This is a genomic window from Rhizobium sp. BE258, assembly GCF_031457345.1.
GTDB lineage: Bacteria > Pseudomonadota > Alphaproteobacteria > Rhizobiales > Rhizobiaceae > Rhizobium.
In genome coordinates this window covers 73,336-89,610 of sequence record NZ_JAVDWL010000012.1, presented here as the reverse complement: position 1 = coordinate 89,610, position 16,275 = coordinate 73,336, and the positions used below count along the sequence as shown (strand labels likewise).

The 16,275-nt window shown below is 61.5% G+C and carries 18 protein-coding genes; 13 read left to right on the top strand and 5 right to left on the bottom strand.

The genetic code is table 11. From position 1 onward, the window contains the following. Positions 1-15: 15 nt before the first annotated feature. Positions 16-228, bottom strand: coding sequence for a hypothetical protein (locus J2X43_RS30340; protein ID WP_112389999.1), 213 nt, complete (start codon positions 226-228; stop codon positions 16-18). 177 nt (positions 229-405) lie between these two features. On the opposite strand from J2X43_RS30340, the gene J2X43_RS30335 reads away from it, so the two are divergent. The 4 genes from J2X43_RS30335 to J2X43_RS30320 all read left to right on the top strand — a co-directional run bounded on the left by J2X43_RS30335 (position 406) and on the right by J2X43_RS30320 (position 2,921). Then, the gene (locus J2X43_RS30335) at positions 406-1,065 is read left to right on the top strand and encodes a DUF1007 family protein (RefSeq protein ID WP_112390000.1); all 660 of its coding nucleotides are present in this window, start codon (positions 406-408) and stop codon (positions 1,063-1,065) included. A gap of 134 nt (positions 1,066-1,199) precedes the next feature. Next, on the top strand, positions 1,200-2,150 hold the full coding sequence (locus J2X43_RS30330) for a hypothetical protein (protein ID WP_112390001.1): 951 nt from the start codon (positions 1,200-1,202) through the stop codon (positions 2,148-2,150). Positions 2,151-2,274: 124 nt separating this feature from the next. Next, positions 2,275-2,451 carry a hypothetical protein gene (locus J2X43_RS30325; RefSeq protein ID WP_162706067.1) on the top strand — a complete coding sequence of 59 codons (177 nt, stop codon included), beginning with the start codon at positions 2,275-2,277 and terminating at the stop codon, positions 2,449-2,451. A 200-nt stretch (positions 2,452-2,651) separates the two neighbouring features. After that, a complete protein-coding gene (locus tag J2X43_RS30320; RefSeq protein WP_112390002.1) occupies positions 2,652-2,921 on the top strand; it encodes a hypothetical protein in 270 nt (89 codons plus the stop codon). Positions 2,922-2,946: 25 nt separating this feature from the next. Here J2X43_RS30320 and J2X43_RS30315 read toward each other — a convergent pair whose 3' ends face one another. Then, complete coding sequence (locus J2X43_RS30315) at positions 2,947-3,297, bottom strand: hypothetical protein (protein WP_112539102.1); 351 nt, start codon at positions 3,295-3,297, stop codon at positions 2,947-2,949. Then, a complete protein-coding gene (locus tag J2X43_RS30310; RefSeq protein ID WP_112390004.1) occupies positions 3,287-3,499 on the bottom strand; it encodes a hypothetical protein in 213 nt (70 codons plus the stop codon). The genes J2X43_RS30315 and J2X43_RS30310 overlap by 11 nt, the downstream gene beginning before the upstream one ends. 271 nt (positions 3,500-3,770) lie before the next feature. Between J2X43_RS30310 and J2X43_RS30305 the strand changes: the two genes are divergently transcribed. The 4 genes from J2X43_RS30305 to J2X43_RS30290 all read left to right on the top strand — a co-directional run bounded on the left by J2X43_RS30305 (position 3,771) and on the right by J2X43_RS30290 (position 7,377). Continuing rightward, the gene (locus J2X43_RS30305; RefSeq protein WP_112390087.1) at positions 3,771-4,385 is read left to right on the top strand and encodes an HAD-IA family hydrolase; all 615 of its coding nucleotides are present in this window, start codon (positions 3,771-3,773) and stop codon (positions 4,383-4,385) included. A 96-nt stretch (positions 4,386-4,481) separates the two neighbouring features. Beyond that, positions 4,482-4,790: a BA14K family protein gene (locus J2X43_RS30300; RefSeq protein WP_162698767.1), complete on the top strand. Its 309-nt coding sequence runs from the start codon at positions 4,482-4,484 to the stop codon at positions 4,788-4,790. 199 nt (positions 4,791-4,989) lie between these two features. After that, entirely contained in the window at positions 4,990-5,820 is an 831-nt protein-coding gene (cysE, locus tag J2X43_RS30295; protein WP_310301397.1) for a serine O-acetyltransferase, read from the top strand. Positions 5,821-6,162: 342 nt separating this feature from the next. Further along, on the top strand, positions 6,163-7,377 hold the full coding sequence (locus J2X43_RS30290) for an SfnB family sulfur acquisition oxidoreductase (RefSeq protein ID WP_112390007.1): 1,215 nt from the start codon (positions 6,163-6,165) through the stop codon (positions 7,375-7,377). A gap of 62 nt (positions 7,378-7,439) precedes the next feature. On the opposite strand, the gene J2X43_RS30285 is transcribed toward J2X43_RS30290, so the two are convergent. Further along, a complete protein-coding gene (locus J2X43_RS30285; RefSeq protein WP_112390008.1) occupies positions 7,440-8,648 on the bottom strand; it encodes an acyl-CoA dehydrogenase family protein in 1,209 nt (402 codons plus the stop codon). Between the two features lie 75 nt (positions 8,649-8,723). Beyond that, complete coding sequence (locus J2X43_RS30280) at positions 8,724-9,770, bottom strand: substrate-binding domain-containing protein (protein WP_112539101.1); 1,047 nt, start codon at positions 9,768-9,770, stop codon at positions 8,724-8,726. Positions 9,771-10,001: 231 nt separating this feature from the next. On the opposite strand from J2X43_RS30280, the gene J2X43_RS30275 reads away from it, so the two are divergent. From J2X43_RS30275 to J2X43_RS30255, 5 genes are all read left to right on the top strand, one after another. After that, entirely contained in the window at positions 10,002-11,474 is a 1,473-nt protein-coding gene (locus J2X43_RS30275; protein ID WP_112390010.1) for a sugar ABC transporter ATP-binding protein, read from the top strand. Further along, a complete protein-coding gene (locus J2X43_RS30270; RefSeq protein WP_112390011.1) occupies positions 11,471-12,529 on the top strand; it encodes an ABC transporter permease in 1,059 nt (352 codons plus the stop codon). Before J2X43_RS30275 ends, J2X43_RS30270 begins: the two co-directional genes overlap by 4 nt. Positions 12,530-12,645: 116 nt before the next feature. After that, positions 12,646-13,656 carry a sugar ABC transporter substrate-binding protein gene (locus J2X43_RS30265; protein WP_405049667.1) on the top strand — a complete coding sequence of 337 codons (1,011 nt, stop codon included), beginning with the start codon at positions 12,646-12,648 and terminating at the stop codon, positions 13,654-13,656. A 62-nt stretch (positions 13,657-13,718) separates the two neighbouring features. Next, positions 13,719-15,269 (top strand): sugar ABC transporter ATP-binding protein, encoded by a 1,551-nt coding sequence (locus J2X43_RS30260; protein WP_112390013.1) that lies wholly within the window; start codon positions 13,719-13,721, stop codon positions 15,267-15,269. Then, positions 15,259-16,275, top strand: coding sequence for an ABC transporter permease (locus tag J2X43_RS30255; protein ID WP_112390014.1), 1,017 nt, complete (start codon positions 15,259-15,261; stop codon positions 16,273-16,275). Before J2X43_RS30260 ends, J2X43_RS30255 begins: the two co-directional genes overlap by 11 nt.

Here is a 16,275-nt window from a genome sequence, read left to right as displayed (position 1 = left end):
GTACAGCCGCCCTCATCAAACCTGCGTGTTCTTGGAGATCAGCCACTCGCCGTTTTCATCCATCTCGACGCGCTTGTTGCCGCGATAGAAAATCGGCCTCCCGGTCTTCTTGTCCATGGAAAAGCGGCTGGGGGTGTATTTCTGCTTCTCGCCGCCTTCGATCGCCAGCGCCAGCGCTTCCTTGAACTTTCCGCCCTTGCACAGTGAAAGGAATTTGTTTTCGTCCATGATAGCACCTGATTGAGCCGGCTGAATGATATAGGGCGCCTCATTACCAAGACTCATGGCAATGGAACAGTGTTTCCTGAAGCGCGTCCGCAATCCGTTAGCGTGGCGAGAAAAAACGGACCGTTATCGGGATCGGTTCAACTTAAATCGGGCACAATCTCCGCGCAGTCACGTCCTATGAGCTCCCGATCGTTTCGACGCCGAATTGCTGCTGCAACCCTGCTTTTCATGGGCGGGGTGCCGACGGGCGCGCTTGCCCATCCACACATCTTCGTCGATGCCAAGTTCGAAGCAGTAGCGGGCGCCGATGGCAGCCTCGGCGAATTGCGCGATACCTGGCGCTTCGACGAGGTCTTCTCGTCCTCGGTGTTGCTGGATTTCGACAAGAACGGCAATTCGAAGCTTGAACCTGCCGAACTGACGGCTGTCGCAAAGACGGTGCGCAAGTCACTGGCGCAATACGACTATTACACCAAGATTACCATCAACGGCAAAGCCATCAAGCTTGCCGAGCCCGATGTGATGCACGCGGCCTATGAGGACGGATCGCTGATCCTGTCGTTCACGCAGAAGCCCGTGGAGCGGACACCGCTGAAGGGACTGATGGTATTCGGCGTTTACGATCCGTCGCTCTACACGGCGCTCGATTTCGGAAGCGATGCGGATCTGAAAACATCCGGCGACGGTTTCAACCGCTGCACGCGAAAGGTCGTCCGGCCGGATTCAAAGCAGATTCTGGCCGAAAACCAGGCAATGCTGACCACGCTGTTCTTCAACGATCCGATGGGCAGCGACTACTCTCAGATCGTCGCGACAAGACTGGAAGTGCGGTGTTAAGACTTCTTCAACGCTGATGGATGAGCGTGGGTCAGATCTATCAAACCGTTCGGCGGCCGAATGCGCCGAGAGACTATCCGGGAGAATGCGCCGTGCCTAAAAGATCCCTGCTCCTTGGCTTTGCGAGCCTGCTCATGTCGGCCACGACGGCAGTACAGGCATCCGGGGCCGACGGGCGTCTGCCGATCCCGGACTGGCTCATGACCTATGTCGGCGAGGCCAATGGCCAGATCGCCCTGCCGGTGCTGGAACGGGCACGCCGCCTCTATCTCTCAAAAGTCGCCGAAGGCAAGGTTCGAAACGAGTGCTATTTCGCCATGGACGCGACCCGGCCGAATGACCCGGGTGACCTGTCGGATGGCCGGTTTTATGTGATCTGCGAGGCCGACAGATCGTTTCGCGTCATTTCCGCAGGACATGGCGGTGGCCGCAACCTCCAGGGCGTGGCAAACTTTTCCAACGGCCGGGAATGCGCCAAAAACTTTGGCAACGCCCTCGATTCCAATCTGACCGCCGGCGGCGCCTATCTGACCAGCGAGATCAAGACTTCCTTTAAGGGCTATTACCGCACGAGTGCCGATCGCGAAGCCGCCTTCATCCGCTCCTTCGTGCAGTTCGACGGCATCGGAGAGACGGCCAATGCAAGGCAACGCGCCATCGGCGGCCATGCGGCGGCCCTCGTCTCGGGGATCTGCATGCAGAAGAAGCCTGAGAGCACCTATGCGAACAGCACCGGCTATGTTCCGCTCGGAAAGCTCGTCACCTATGCAGGCGGGCGGAGCGACGGATGCACCAGCTGGTCGCCATCGGACGCGCCGAAGGTGCTTTCGATGATCGATGGCAATCCGACGACGCTCTATATCTACCCGGAATCCAAGGATATCAAAGCGGTCGCGCAGTCCGTCGCCGGTGGACGCGCGCTGGCGCCGAATGGCCCCTACTGGAACGCCTCCTGCCTCAAGGCGATCGGCACGCCGGCGTTCTGGCCAAAGGAAAAACTCGAGCCGGTCATCGCCCAGTACAAGGCGGACCATCCCCCTCAGCCGGCGCGGCCGGTGCCGATGTGCGAAGGCAACGTGAACTGACGGTGGGGGGAGGCCCTCAGGCTCCCGCCACCATGTCACGCCGGCGTCACGCGACTATTCAAGCGTTTGGTGATTAAGTTAGCCCTCAAGCTTTTGATCCTCCTTGTTCCGCGTGAGGCAGCAGATGGCAAACAGACGCGCAAATACAGTCCGGGTTCCCCGGGCGACCTTCCGGCAACGGGCCAAGGCGCCCGTCAAGAACGTTCCGCCGACGAAACGTCCTGAGACCGAGGACGAGATGGAGGTACTCTACGATCTGCTGGACTATCTGGCAGATGATGAGGATGCGCTGGCCGCCTAACGCCAGCGTATCGGGAAGACGGACGGACATAGCTGATCGATTCGCCCGAACGGCAGCGCTGATCGCCCCTGCATCCCGGCTTGCATATCCCCGGTAGCCGCCAGGCTCCGTCCGGCCGCTCAGCGAAGACCTTTGGTGGTGTCACGCTGGCGTCACGGGCCATAGTGATAGGACGTTGCTCCTTATTGAAGGAGCACACTGTGAATCGCTTTTTAGTCTATCTTCCCGAACTTCAGGACTGGGTGAAAGTGTTGCCCCAGCTCAAGGCCCTCGGCACAGCCGAGACCGACAGGGCCCATATCGTCACGCTCGTCAGCGATGCCGAAACGGATGCCGTCGATGCCAAATTGAAGGCGGTGCGGGTGTTTTACGTTCTCATCAAGGCCGAAGGTGATATCGGCTACAATGTCAGGGATGCACTGGCAGCGACCGTCCTGACCATCAATCCTGAATCCCGCGGCGGGCATTGAGCCCGCTGCCGTAGCGGTGGATCCCTTATCTGCGAAGAAGCGCGAGCGCCGATCGCGCCACGCCCACGATGGCTTCCAGCAACTCGCTTTCGCTCGACTGGATCATGCCCAGCGAAAGGGCCGCCTCTTCGAAGGCGGCAGAGGCGCCCGGATCGCGATCGTCTATCCAGCTGGAAAGCACCGTCGCCAATTCCCCGATCCTGACCAGCTCGTTGCGCTTGGCGATATCGGTCATCTCAGGCAATGACACGGCAAGGCGCTCCAGCTGGGTAATGAAAGCCGTGGTCTTCGCCGGCAGTTCGGCTGCTTGTATCTGCTGCGCTTCGGCCCGAATGCGCGCAAGCGAGGTGCGGAGCACCGCGGCGTCAGCTCGCATGTCCGGCTCCATCCAGGCTTTCGCGGGCGAGATTGTCGTTTGACGAACTGATGCCCATGCAGTCTTCGATCATCGCGCGCAGCATGGCGAACCGGAGTTCGAGGGCCGTCACTTCGACCGATTTCGCAAGGCCGGAAAGCTCCGACGCGAACTGGTCGAGCTCGCGCAGAAGCGATTGAACGTCGAATGTCAGATAGCTCATCACGTTCCTATTCTTGAGGCGACTCGGGATCGAGTTTCAGGAAACACTTAACCGGCATTCGGGGTCTGCGAAGGCAGATGCGGCGGTCATGGTGAACCAGCCGTAAATACGCAACGCGGCTGGTTCACTCTGGTGCAGCGGAAGATTCTCCGATCCTGCGCTGTTCAATACACCTTCGGCGGGCGATAAGGTGGAACGCCCGAAACCGATCCTGGAGGGTCTGCACGTGCCTCTCGACAGCAAAAGATGCTTTTCCGGTTTTCTCTTCGATATGGACGGAACCATCCTCAGCTCGACGGCTGCCGCCGAAAGGGTCTGGGGTGCCTGGGCCGAACGTCACGGGCTGGATCCCGTCGAATTCTTGCCGACCATGCACGGCAAGCGGGGCGTCGACACGATCCGGCAATTGAATCTTCCGGGGGTCGATCCCGAGGTTGAGGCCGCAAAGATCACTCAGGCCGAAATCGAGGATGTCGATGGTATCGTCGCCATTCCGGGCGCTGCTGAATTTCTGGCGGCGCTGCCGCCGCAACGCTGGGCGATCGTTACCTCGTCCACGAAGGCGCTGGCGATCCGCAGGCTGGAAGCCGCCGGGCTGCCTGTCCCGCAGCAGATCGTGACCGGCGATGACGTGACCTCCGGAAAACCCGATCCGCAATGCTATCTTCTTGGCGCCAGGAAGCTCGGCGTGCCGCCGGAAAGCTGCCTCGTGTTCGAAGATGTCGAAGCCGGGGTGAAGGCTGGAGAGGCTGCCGGAGCCGAAGTCATGGTGATCACCGCCGCCGGCCACAAGGCGCTGTTTCCAGATCATCCCTCGATCGGGGACTATACCGGCGTGTTCCCGCTGATTTCCGAAGACGGCAAGATCTCGGTCGTCGAAAAGTAACATCCCTGCCCGGCCCCGTTTGCCTGCCCAGCAGCACTTCCGGAACAAAAACGCTGTCTCTCCGTTGATATGCAGATCGACGATTGGAGTTGGCAAATGTCTACGGTGGCGAAATCTCTGGCAGCATACGCGGTAACCGCCGCGATTGTGATGTCCGGCGCATCATCCGCCTTTGCCTTCCGCATTGATCCCCCGGCCGTCGCCGGCAATTCCGAAACCAACGCATCCGTTGCCGCCTATTCCGCCGAAGCCGGTAAGGCGGCGGCAGCTGAAAACTGGCTTTTGTCTCCCGCGGAGATTGCCCACATCAAGTGGTGCGCCAAGAAATTCCCGTCCTACAATCCGACCGACAACACCTACGCCACTGGCAAGGGTGGGCAGGCGGAGTGCCGTTCACCGCGTTAAGCGTGAAGACGCTACCGCCCGCTGTCGACAAGGCGGCGATATCGGGATTGTTTTTTGCGCGCTTCGCACCAATCCGGGAGGAAAATTATCCTCTGGTCTGCAATGAGCGAACTCTATGCGTTCTGTCCCCGGCGCGGCGGCCCTAATCTGAAGTCCTGAGTGGCCGGCTGGAGGAAAAGGCATGGCAGGTCCGCATGCCATGTTGAACGAGCTTTCGAATTTTGCGCCCTTGTCGCTCGCAAGAGCCGAGATCTGGAGCGCGCTGTGCCGGGAGGCAACCGACGCGGCGGCGAAGGACCGGGCGCTCGTACGCCCGATGAATGCGGCGATCCTCTATCATTCCAGTTTTGCCGAGGCGCTTGCAAACCGCATCGCTCACAAACTTGCCGATCACGATCTGGATCAGCACGAACTTCTGGCCGCGGTCGCGCAAGCCTTCGTCTCGAAGCCGGATATCATCGAGCAAGCTGTTGCCGACCTGATCGCCGTGCGCGAGCGCGATCCATCAAATGCCGAGATCCTGACACCATTTCTGTATTTCAAGGGTTTCGCCGCCCTGCAGGCGCATCGCGTCGCCCACTGGCTTTGGCACGAGAAGCGGTTGCATATGGCAAGGCATCTGCAGAGCCGGGTTTCGGAAATTTTCGGCGTCGATATCCACCCGGCAGCACAGATGGGCAAGAGCATCATGCTCGACCACGGCAGTGGGCTGGTTATCGGCGAGACCGCCGTGGTGGAAGATGAGGTTTCCATTCTCCAGAACGTCACGCTCGGCGGAACCGGCAAGCAGGATGGCGATCGGCATCCGAAAGTCCGAAGGGGTGCCTTGATCGGCGCGGGTGCCAAGATTCTCGGCAATATCGAGATCGGGATGGGTGCAAAGGTCGGCGCAGGCAGCGTCGTCATCGCATCCGTCGCTCCCTATACATCCGTTGCCGGTGTCCCCGCACGCGTGGTCGGCAAGCCCCATTCCGGCCTGCCCGGCGTCACGATGGACCAGAGCCTTTCCGAACCGGATTACGTGATCTGACGGCGCTTCGTTAGCCAAAGGCCAGAAACAGCGAGGCCACGGTTCCGGCGCAGAGCAGCAGGACGATCGTCTTTTCCGTCTTTGCGCCCATCATATCCGTCATGGCCTCCAAAGCGCCCGGCTAGAACACCACCGGTCCCGTCTTGTCTCGACCGGCGCCAGCCTGCAATCGATAGAGACTATGCTGCAACCAAGCTGGCGTGGAGAAATGGAGTTCTATTCTCCATAATTTTTATGGAATTTATATTGTTGTGAGGCCGTGTGCTTTGGTGCCTAGATGCGCGGGACAATCAACCCCGGCCACCACGCTCGGTGCTACGGCTTATTCCACAGGAAGCGACCATGAACGCGCCCTTTTCACCTCCCGCAGCCAGACCTGCCGCGCACCGCATTGCGACGGAAGACGAGGCCATCCGGACCGCCCGTGAGCTTGCAGAGCGCTTCGCGCAAACTGCGTCGCAGCGGGATGCCGAAAGGATATTGCCCTTCGAAGAGCTCGACCGGCTTTCTTCTTCCGGTCTTTTGACAATTACCGTGCCGAAAGACTTCGGCGGTCTTGGCATTTCCAACGCGGCGCTTGCCGAGATCACCGCCATCATTTCGGAAGCAGACGGTTCGCTCGGCCAGATCCCCCAGAACCATTTCTACATTCTGGAGGCGCTGCGGACCGACGGCAGCGAAGACCAGAAGAAAACCTTCTTCGCCGAAGCCCTGGCCGGGCGCCGGTTCGGCAACGCGCTGTCCGAACGCGGCACCAAGACGGTTGGACATTATGAGACCCGCATAACCGGTGATGGCAGCGGCTACCGGATCAATGGCACGAAATACTATTCGACCGGCGTGATCTTTGCGGACTGGATCACCGTGTTCGCACTGGATGAGGAGGATCATCTGGTGATGGCCTTTCTGCCCAAGGGAACCGAGGGTATCGAAATCGTCGATGACTGGGATGGGTTCGGCCAGCGCACCACGGGCAGCGGCACCACAATCCTGAACAACGTCTTCGTCGAGCGCGGCGCGGTCGTATCGCATCACCGGGGCTTCGAGCGGCCCTCGACCATCGGCTCCGTCGGGCAGATCATTCACGCCGGCGTCGATCTCGGCATCGCCCGGGCGGCGTTCAGGGAGATGGTCGATTTCGTCACGCACAAGGCGCGGCCCTGGATGAACAGCGGCGCCGAGCGCGCCAGCGACGATCCGCTGACGATCGCCAAGGCCGGCCAGATCGCTATCAGGCTGGAAGCCGCCAGCGCGCTTCTCGAACGTGCCGGGCGCAAGGTCGATGCCGCGCAGGCCGACACAAGCGAAGAGAAGGTCGTCGAGGCGAGCCTCGCTGTCGCAGCGGCAAAAGTGCTGACCACGGAGATCGCGCTTGAAGCAAGCACGACGCTGTTCGAACTGGCAGGAACGGGTTCGGTGAAGACCGGGCTGAATCTCGACCGGCACTGGCGCAACGCCCGCACCCACACGCTTCATGACCCCGTCCGCTGGAAATATCACGTCGTCGGCAATTACCATCTGAACGGCGTCATTCCACCGAAGAACGGCGCGCTCTGACGAATAAAACGAAACCCCTCCGCGCGGCCGCGAAGGGGTTTCTTGTTTTCACAACAATGACCTCAGCTATAGAGGCTGACGTCGGGTATTCGGCCGTTCAGCACGAACTCTCCGACTTCCTTGGCCTTATAGAACACCGGGTCGTGCAACGTGTGCGTTCGCACATTGCGCCAGAAGCGGTCGAAACGGTATTTTTCCGCCGTCGCGCGGGCGCCCATCAGCTCGAAGACCCGCGAGGTGACATCCAGCGACACATGGGTCGCATGCACCTTGGCGGCATAGGCTTCGGCGGCAGCCTCGCCGCGCTCGCGCGCCGTCACCGCATGCCCCTTCGCCAGCCCCTCCTGCACCACCGCGGCTGCGACATCGGCAAGTGCTGCCGATGCCTTGACCGCCGCTGTGAGCTCGCCGACCCTTTCAAGAATATAGGGATCGTCGGCAGCGCGGGCCGCATTCGACGTCACCCAGGGGCGGGTCGTCGTGCGGACATAGTCGACGGCAGCGTTCAGCGCGCCCTCTGCCGTTCCCAGATAGAAATTGACGAAGACCAGCTGGATCAGCGGCGTGTTGAAGGTCGAGAGCACCGGCGGAGCCTCATCTGCCGGCGCGGGTGCGGCGACGAAATCGTCTTCATAGACGGGGAAATCATGAAACTCGACGCTGCCGCTGTCGGAAAGACGCTGGCCGAAATTGTCCCAGTCGTCATTCGCCTTGTATCCCGGCCGGTTCGTCGGCACCGCAAAACCGGCGATCTTGTCGTCAAGCGCGGCATTGGCATTGATATAGTCGGACACGTGCGCTGCCGTGGAGAAGGACTTGCGACCGTTCAGCACATAGCCGTTGCCGCGCCGCGTCAGCACGAGGCCTGGGTCGCGCGGATTGACCGCTGCACCCCAATAGAGGCTCTTTGCCACTGTCTCGGAACTCAGTGCCTGCGCCCGGGCCTCATCGAATGCCCAGTTGATATATTGGCTATTGACGTAGTGATAGCCGAGCAGCTGGCCGACGGAGCTTTCGCCGCGTGCAAGAATACGCACCAGCCGCAAACCGTCCACCCAATCGAGCCCGCCTCCGCCGGTCTTGACATCGTGGAGTGCGTTCAGGAGGCCGGCGTTCTTCAGCTTGACGATCTCGCCGATCGGCGGACGGCCGTCGCGGTCAAGTTCGCCTGCGCGGGCGGAAAGATCGGCCGAGATCTCCTCCGCACGGGTAAAAAGGTCCTCGCGCGTCGTGCTGCGGTTGGCCGCAAAGACGACATTGGACTGGCTCATGATGAAAACTCCGGTTCTATGAAATTGGAGCCGGCGGGGCCTCGTAGTCCCCGCCGGGAGATCGAGAATGTCAGCCTAGAAAAGCTTGGCCGGGATCCAGTTCGCGGTCACCGCATCGCTGGCGCTGAATTCCGGGATCTTCTGGGCGAGGTCCTCGATCGTCTTGACACCGGCGGCGCGCAGGCCCTCCTGCGTCAGGAGCACAGGCTTGACGGTGATCTGGTGGGGAACGTCCTGCCCGGCGATCTGCAGGGCTGCAGCGCGAACCGATACGGCACCGACGACGGCCGGATTGGTCGCAACCGTTGCGACCCACGGGCTGCCCTCTTCGGTGATTTCCTGGATGTCGGCGGTCGAAACGTCGGCCGAATAGATCTTCAGCTTGCCGGAGATGCCGAGGTCACCGGCCGCAAGCTTCACGCCGCGGGCGAACTCATCATAGGGTGCGAAGACGACATTGATGTCGGGATTGGCGGTCAGCGCCGCCTTTGCCTGGTCGGCCGTCGAGGTCGCCGTTGTGTCGCTGACATTGCCGAACCGGGCCTTCTCGGTGACGCCTGAATTCTCGGCCTTGAACTTGTCCCAAACCTCGTTGCGGCGGTCGAGCGGCGCGAAGCCCGCGACGTAGACATAGCCCGCCTTGAAGCTGGTGCCGTTGTCCTTGACTGCCTGTTTCAGGGCAAGTTGGGCAAGCTCATGGTCGCTTTGTTCGACCTGCGGGATCTTTGGGTTGTTGAGATTGACGTCGAAGGCAACGACCTTGATGCCCTTGTCCACTGCCTGCTGGACGACGTCGCTCAGCGATTCCGGCAAGCCGTGATCGACGACGATACCGGCCACGCCGAGATTGATCGCCTGCAGAATCTGCTCGCGCTGCTGGGCTGCGTCCTGCCTCCCCGGGAAGACGCGAAGATCGATATCGAGTGCCTTCGCCTGCGCCTCGGCACCGGCCTGATAGGCCTGGAAGAAATCGCCAGCGGAGATGTAGCTGATCAGCGCCACCTTGACCCCGCCCTTGTCGAAGGGAGCCGGGGCGCCGCTCAGGCCACCGGCAAAGGCTGCGGAGGAGAGAGATGCGGAGAGGGCGGCTGCAGAAAAAGCAAGCCGTGCAAGAGATTTCATCGTCGCGGTCCTTGTGATCGATGGCAGGCACCGTCTGACGGGCAGAACGATCCCGGCGGCGCATGAAATTATTAGATATAAACTCTATGTTTTTAGTAGATTAAATCATCCGATTTTCGGAGCCCCGGGAGATTCTTTGTTTCGCAACACAGCCCGCACGGGCAATCGCTTGCCTGGAACGGGACGCCCCCGGCGGTCCAATATGCCGGCCCGAAAGCCCGGATATGATTGATGCCGCTTCTTCACGTCGAAAACATCACCCACAGATTTGGATCCACAGTCGCGCTCGCCGACGCGAGCCTGTCGATCGAGCGCGGCGAGATCATTGCGCTGATGGGCGCCAATGGCGCGGGCAAATCGACCCTGGTGAAAATCCTCTCCGGCGTATTTCCTGCAGACAGCGGCCTGATTGAACTGAACGGCCGGCCGTTCGCCCCGAAGACGCCATCGGAAGCGGCGCGAGCCGGGGTGGTGACCGTGCATCAATCGACCGATCTCGCCGGAGCGGCCGGGCTGACGGTCGCAGATACCCTGCTTCTGAACCGTTTCGCCGAGGGCTCGGCGCCGTTCTTCATCTCGCGGCGGAGCGTGCGCAGGCAGGCGCGCGCCATTCTCGATACTGCCGGCTTCGACCTCCCGCTCGACCGGGACTTCGCCGATCTCAGCACCGCCGACCGTCAGCTTGCCGCTATCGCACGCGCGCTTGCAAACAATGCCGAACTGCTGATCCTCGACGAGCCGACCGCAAGTCTTTCGGGAGACGAAAGCCAGCGCCTGTTCGATGTCCTGCGCGGCTTGCGCGCAAAGGGTCTGGCGATCCTCTATATCTCTCATAGAACCGCCGACCTGAGGGCGATTGCCGACCGCGCCGTCATCATGCGCGGCGGGCGGGTCGTCGAGGGTTTCTCGCAGCCGATCGACTTCTCCCGTGCGCTTGAGACCATGATCGGCCGCAAGCTCGAACTGGCACGGCCCGCGGCGCGAGACGCTGTTGGCCCAGCCGTTCTGGCGATGCGCGATATCAGGCTGCTGCCGTCGAGCGTACCGTTCGATCTCGAGATCGCCGAAGGCGAGGTCGTGGCTCTTACCGGCGTGCTCGGCGCCGGCAAGAGCCGGCTTCTGTCGGCGATCTTCGGCGCGGCCTCCTTTGCAGGCGGCACAATGGAGCTCGATGGCAAAGCCTATCACCCGAGGTCACCGGCGGATGGGATTGCGGCAGGCGTTGCGATGGCGGGTGAAGACCGGCATCGCGCGTCTCTCATGCCTGCCGCCTGGCCGGGAAACTCGCTGGCCGCCACCATCAGTCTTCCCCATCTGAAGAAATGGTATCCGTTCGGCCTGATCGCGGGCGGGCGCGAAGCGCGGGAAGCGACGCTCGCCATTTCCCGGATCGGCATCAAGGCTGCCGGTCCCTTTGCCTCGGTCTGGACCCTTTCCGGCGGCAACCAGCAAAAGGCGGTTCTTGCCCGCTGGGAGGCCGAGCCGAGCCGGCTGCTGCTGCTCGACGAGCCCTTCCAGGGCGTCGATGTCGGCGCACGGCACGACATCATCAAGGCGATCCGCTCGCGCAGGGACCGCGCCACTTTGATTGCCACATCGGATCCGGAAGAAGCTCTCGAGGTGGCCGATCGCATTGTGACGATCGACAGCCATACACTCCTTCCGGTCAGTGAAACCCTCACCACGCATGGACCAATGATATGACCAGCATCGACGATGACGCCTTTGCAACGCAGAGCAAGGAGCGTGCGCGGCAAAGTATTGCCGGCCGTGCCACGGCGCTTGGCCGCTCGCTGCGAGCCGGTGCCGTCTTCATCTTGCTTGGCCTGATGGTGATCGGCTTCGGCATCGCCGAACCGGCCTTTGTGAACGTCGCCAATCTGATGAGCATCCTCCAAGCCGTCTCGGTCGTCGCGATTCTCGGCGCGGGCGTTACGGTGACGCTGGCCGTCGGCGGCTTCGACCTCTCGATCGGCGCCATCGCCGCCTCCAGCGTCATGGCGGCAAGCTACGCGATGATCGTCTGGCAGCTCGATGCCTTCATCACCGTGCCGCTGGTGCTGGCATTTGGGGCAACGGTCGGGCTGATCAACGCCTTGCTGATCGTCAGATTGCGGGTGCCTGATCTCCTGGCGACGCTCGCCATGATGTTTCTGCTGTCTGGCCTGCAGCTTATTCCGACTGCTGGCCGCTCGATTTCTCCCGGGCTCATCCTGCCCGACGGATCGAAGGCATCGGGCGCCTTCGATCCGGCATTCCTGATGATCGGCCGATACAGCCTTTTCGCCACATTGCCTGTCTCGGTCGTGCTGATGGCAGCCGTAGCCGTCACATTATACGTGCTGACCGAACACACGCGCATAGGCCGCCTGCTTTTTGCCACCGGTGGCAATGAACTGGCGACGCGGCTTGCCGGTGCTTCAACGATACGGCTGAAGACGCTTGCCTACGTCATATCGGGAGCACTCGCCGCATTGGGCGGCATCGTCATTGCCGCACGTGTCGGGCGCGGCGATGTTTCATCAGGCGGTTCATTGCTGATGGATGCCGTTGCCGCGTCGCTGATCGGCTTTGCCGTTCTTAACCTGCGCCGGCCGAATGTGCTTGGAACCATTGCGGGTGCCGTCTTCGTCGGCGTCCTGCTCAACGGGCTGACGATGCTCAATGCGCCCTACTATACGCAGGACTTCGTCAAGGGCGCCGTGCTGGTCGGCGCACTGGCTTTGACCTTCGGCTTGGGCCGCAATGCTGATCGCTAACGGCCCTGCCCGGCCCGCCAAATTTTCGCCAACACTCTGAACTTTTGGAATAACGTACCTCCTTTGTCGTTTCTTTCCATATATTTTATAGACTATTGAAATTGAGGGATATGAGCATGACTAAGGAAATTGGGGACGGCCTTGGACGCCGTGAAATCTTGAAGTTTGCAGCGGTCGCAGGAGCGACCTTTGCAGGTACCAGCCTGCTGACGGCGCCGGTAGCGCGCGCCGATGATGCAGCGCTCTCGCTGAAGGGCAAGCGGGTCGCCATCAGCGCGACGGGCACCGACCACTACTTCGATCTGCAGGTCTACAATGCCCAGATCGAAAAGGTGAAGCGTCTCGGCGGCGAGCCGATCGCCGTCGACGCCGGCCGCAACGACGGCAAGCTGATCGCCCAGCTGCAGACGCTTGTTGCTCAGAAGCCAGACGCGCTCGTGCAGATCCTGGGGACGTTGAGCGTCATCGATCCGTGGCTTAAGAAGGCGCGCGATGCCGGGATCCCCGTCCTGACCGTCGATGTCGGCTCGACGAATTCGCTGAACAACACGACTTCGGATAACTGGGGTATCGGCAAAGACCTGGCGCTGCAGCTGGTTTCTGATATCGGCGGCGAAGGCAATATCGTCGTCTTCAACGGCTTCTACGGCGTGACGCCCTGCGCCATCCGCTACGACCAGCTCGTCAACGTCGTCAAGTATTTCCCGAAGGTAAAGATCATCCAGCCCGAACTGCGGGACGTCATCCCCAACACCGTGCAGGACGCCTTCACGCAGATCACCGCGATTCTGAACAAGTATCCGGAGAAGGGCTCGATCAAGGCCGTCTGGTCTGCCTGGGATATCCCGCAGCTTGGCGCCACCCAGGCGATCGCAGCCGCCGGACGCAATGAAATCCGCACCTACGGTGTCGATGGCAGCCCCGAGGTTCTGCAGCTCGTTGCCGATCCGAAGTCGCCCGCCGGCGCCGACGCGGCGCAGCAACCGGCCGAGATCGGCCGCGTCGCCATTCGCAACGTCGCCAAGCTGTTGTCGGGCCAGACGCTGCCGCGCGAAAGCTATGTCCCGGCGCTGCTCGCCAACAAGGAGAATGTCTCCGACATCATCAAGAAGCTCGGCATCGGCTGATCTTGAGGCGGACCCTTTCGATTGCGGGAGGGTCCGCGCTCCGAATTCTGGAACAATCCAACATGAGTGCATCCGCAGTGGCGCCCACAGCTGAAACCGGCGATATCATCATTCGCTTCGACCGGGTCGTGAAACGCTTCGGCGGTGCGCAGGCGCTGGCCGGAACATCGCTCGCCGTCCGGCGCGGCACGGTACACGGCCTTGTCGGCCAGAACGGGGCCGGAAAATCGACGCTGATCAAGCTCCTTGCCGGCTTCCACGTGCCGGACGGCGGTTCGATCGAGGTCGATGGCAAGCCATACGAGAGGCTGACGCCGCATCTCTGCGACGAACTCGGCATCCATTTCATCCACCAGGACCGGCTGCTGGTTCCAACCTTCACGGTCGGCGAGGCGTTGTTTCTCGGTCACGAGAGGCGCATCGCGCGAACTCCGTTTCTCAATCGCCGGGCGATGCAGAAGCGCGCCGAGGAACTGCTTGCGAATTATTTCGGCATCAATCTGCCAAGAAATGCGCTGATCAGCCAGTTATCGACGGCCGAACGGCAGATCGTGCAGATCACGCGGGCGCTGCTCCACAAGCCGAAGGTTCTCGTCTTCGATGAGCCGACTGCTGCCCTCATCCGGCGCGAAGCTGATATCCTCTTCCGGCTGATCCGCCGCCTTCGCGACGAAGGTGTGACCGTCATCTACATCTCCCACTATCTGAACGAGATCGAAGACCTCTGCGATCATGTGACGGTGCTGCGCAACGGGCTCAGCGTCGCCTCCCTACCGATTAGTGAGGCACCTGCCACGACGATCGCAGGCTTGATGATCGAACGCGATATCGGCGAGATGTTCCCCAAGCGCAAGGTCGAAGTCGGAGACGCAATTCTGGACGTTCGAGGCCTGTCGGCGCCCGGCCGCTTCGACAATGTCAGCTTCACCCTGCGCCGCGGCGAGGTGCTCGGCATCACCGGGCTTCTCGGCTCCGGCGCCAAGGATCTCATCCGGTCGCTCTTCGGCCTCCAGCGCGCCGCAGACGGCACGATCAAGACGGGCAGACGGACCATCGACCCGAAGAGCCCTTCGGCAGCGGTCGAGAGCCATATCGCGCTCGTTCCCGAGGACCGGCGCGGAAACGGCGTCAGCCTCGACCTCAGCGTCACAGAAAACATCACGCTTCCGAGCCTGTCGCGCTACAGCCGCTTCGGTTTCCTCAAGCTGGCCGGCGAGCGGCGCGACACGGATGACCTGATCCGGCGCCTGCAGATCAAGACGGTCGGCGGGAATGCGCTGGTACGCACCCTGTCGGGCGGAAACCAACAGAAGGTAGCGATCGCAAAATGGCTGAGCCGCCATTCCGAAGTCTATCTGCTCGACGAGCCGACAGTCGGTGTGGACATCGGCTCGAAGGTCGAGATCTACACGCTGATCGGCGAGCTTGCGGCGCGCGGCGCGGGCGTCATCGTGCTGTCTTCCGACCTGCCCGAGCTCGTCGGCATCACCGATCGCATTCTGGTGTTCTTCCGCGGACGGCTGATCCGTGAACTCGCCTCAGCAGAAACCACAACCGATGAAGTGCTCGCGATCTCGACGGGCGCTTCGGAAGGATTGCATCATGTCGGCTGATATCCAGCTCGCTCCCTCCCCGGATTATCTCGCCGATGTACCGCGCACCGGCGGCACCTCGGCGGCGGCGATCCTCCGTTTCGGCTCGCTGCTCGTCTTCGCAGTCATACTGGCCGCATTTGCACTCACCGCACCTTATTTCCTCTCTGTCGGCAATATTGGCAATGTGCTCGGCCAATCGGCAATTTCGGGGATATTGGCAATCGGCCTGACGGTGGTGCTGATCGCCGGCGGCTCCAATGTCGTCACCGGCGGCATCGACCTTTCTCTTGCCGCCAATATGGGCCTCAGCGCCGCAGTCTACGCGACATTGATCCAGCTGGGTTTCAGCGACCCGGCTGCTGCCGGCGCAGCACTGTTGACCGGCCTTTCGATTGGTGCGGTCAACGCAGCCGCGGTGGTGCTCGCAGGCATCGTGCCGCTGCTCGCGACACTCGCCGTGATGAATATAGCCGCCGGTCTGGAGCTCGTGCTGACGCAAAATACCGTCGTTCCGGCATCGACCGATTTCCTGACGGCGATCTCCTCGTCAGACAGCTTCGGCATCCCGTTCCTTGCCTATATCTTGCTCGGGTTTGCCGCCCTTGCCGGGGCGATCATCCAATACACGCCGGCTGGCCTGCGGCTCTATGCAGTCGGCGAGTTTCCGGATGCTGCGCGGGCCGCCGGCTTGCCGGTCAAGCGCCTGCTCGCAGGCGCCTTCATTGCCAGCGGGTTGTGCGGCGGGGTGGCAGGCATTCTCTCGGTCTCCTATCTCAGCGGCAGCACTACCGGTTCCGGCGAAGCGCTGCTCCCCGTCGTCGTCATCGCACTTCTCGGCTCGGTGTTCTCGCGCCGTCTGGTTCCAACAATTCCGGGCACATTGATCTCGGCGCTGTTCGTTGGCTTCCTGACTAACGGCTTCCAGCTTCTCAACCTCCCGAGCACACTGGTCAGCGGCGTCCAGGGTCTTCTCATCCTCATCGTGGTCTCGGCCACAACCCTGCTGCGCAAACGGGAGGCTTGA

Excerpts from the sequence above, each read along its gene's own strand:
- J2X43_RS30340 (WP_112389999.1), bottom strand. The coding sequence starts at position 228 with ATGGACGAAAACAAATTCCTTTCACTGTGCAAGGGCGGAAAGTTCAAG.
- J2X43_RS30335 (WP_112390000.1), top strand. The coding sequence starts at position 406 with ATGAGCTCCCGATCGTTTCGACGCCGAATTGCTGCTGCAACCCTGCTT.
- J2X43_RS30330 (WP_112390001.1), top strand. The coding sequence starts at position 1,200 with ATGTCGGCCACGACGGCAGTACAGGCATCCGGGGCCGACGGGCGTCTG.
- J2X43_RS30325 (WP_162706067.1), top strand. The coding sequence starts at position 2,275 with ATGGCAAACAGACGCGCAAATACAGTCCGGGTTCCCCGGGCGACCTTC.
- J2X43_RS30315 (WP_112539102.1), bottom strand. The coding sequence starts at position 3,297 with ATGCGAGCTGACGCCGCGGTGCTCCGCACCTCGCTTGCGCGCATTCGG.
- J2X43_RS30310 (WP_112390004.1), bottom strand. The coding sequence starts at position 3,499 with ATGAGCTATCTGACATTCGACGTTCAATCGCTTCTGCGCGAGCTCGAC.
- J2X43_RS30305 (WP_112390087.1), top strand. The coding sequence starts at position 3,771 with ATGGACGGAACCATCCTCAGCTCGACGGCTGCCGCCGAAAGGGTCTGG.
- J2X43_RS30300 (WP_162698767.1), top strand. The coding sequence starts at position 4,482 with ATGTCTACGGTGGCGAAATCTCTGGCAGCATACGCGGTAACCGCCGCG.
- cysE (WP_310301397.1), top strand. The coding sequence starts at position 4,990 with ATGTTGAACGAGCTTTCGAATTTTGCGCCCTTGTCGCTCGCAAGAGCC.
- J2X43_RS30290 (WP_112390007.1), top strand. The coding sequence starts at position 6,163 with ATGAACGCGCCCTTTTCACCTCCCGCAGCCAGACCTGCCGCGCACCGC.
- J2X43_RS30285 (WP_112390008.1), bottom strand. The coding sequence starts at position 8,648 with ATGAGCCAGTCCAATGTCGTCTTTGCGGCCAACCGCAGCACGACGCGC.
- J2X43_RS30280 (WP_112539101.1), bottom strand. The coding sequence starts at position 9,770 with ATGAAATCTCTTGCACGGCTTGCTTTTTCTGCAGCCGCCCTCTCCGCA.
- J2X43_RS30275 (WP_112390010.1), top strand. The coding sequence starts at position 10,002 with ATGCCGCTTCTTCACGTCGAAAACATCACCCACAGATTTGGATCCACA.
- J2X43_RS30270 (WP_112390011.1), top strand. The coding sequence starts at position 11,471 with ATGACCAGCATCGACGATGACGCCTTTGCAACGCAGAGCAAGGAGCGT.
- J2X43_RS30265 (WP_405049667.1), top strand. The coding sequence starts at position 12,646 with ATGACTAAGGAAATTGGGGACGGCCTTGGACGCCGTGAAATCTTGAAG.
- J2X43_RS30260 (WP_112390013.1), top strand. The coding sequence starts at position 13,719 with ATGAGTGCATCCGCAGTGGCGCCCACAGCTGAAACCGGCGATATCATC.
- J2X43_RS30255 (WP_112390014.1), top strand. The coding sequence starts at position 15,259 with ATGTCGGCTGATATCCAGCTCGCTCCCTCCCCGGATTATCTCGCCGAT.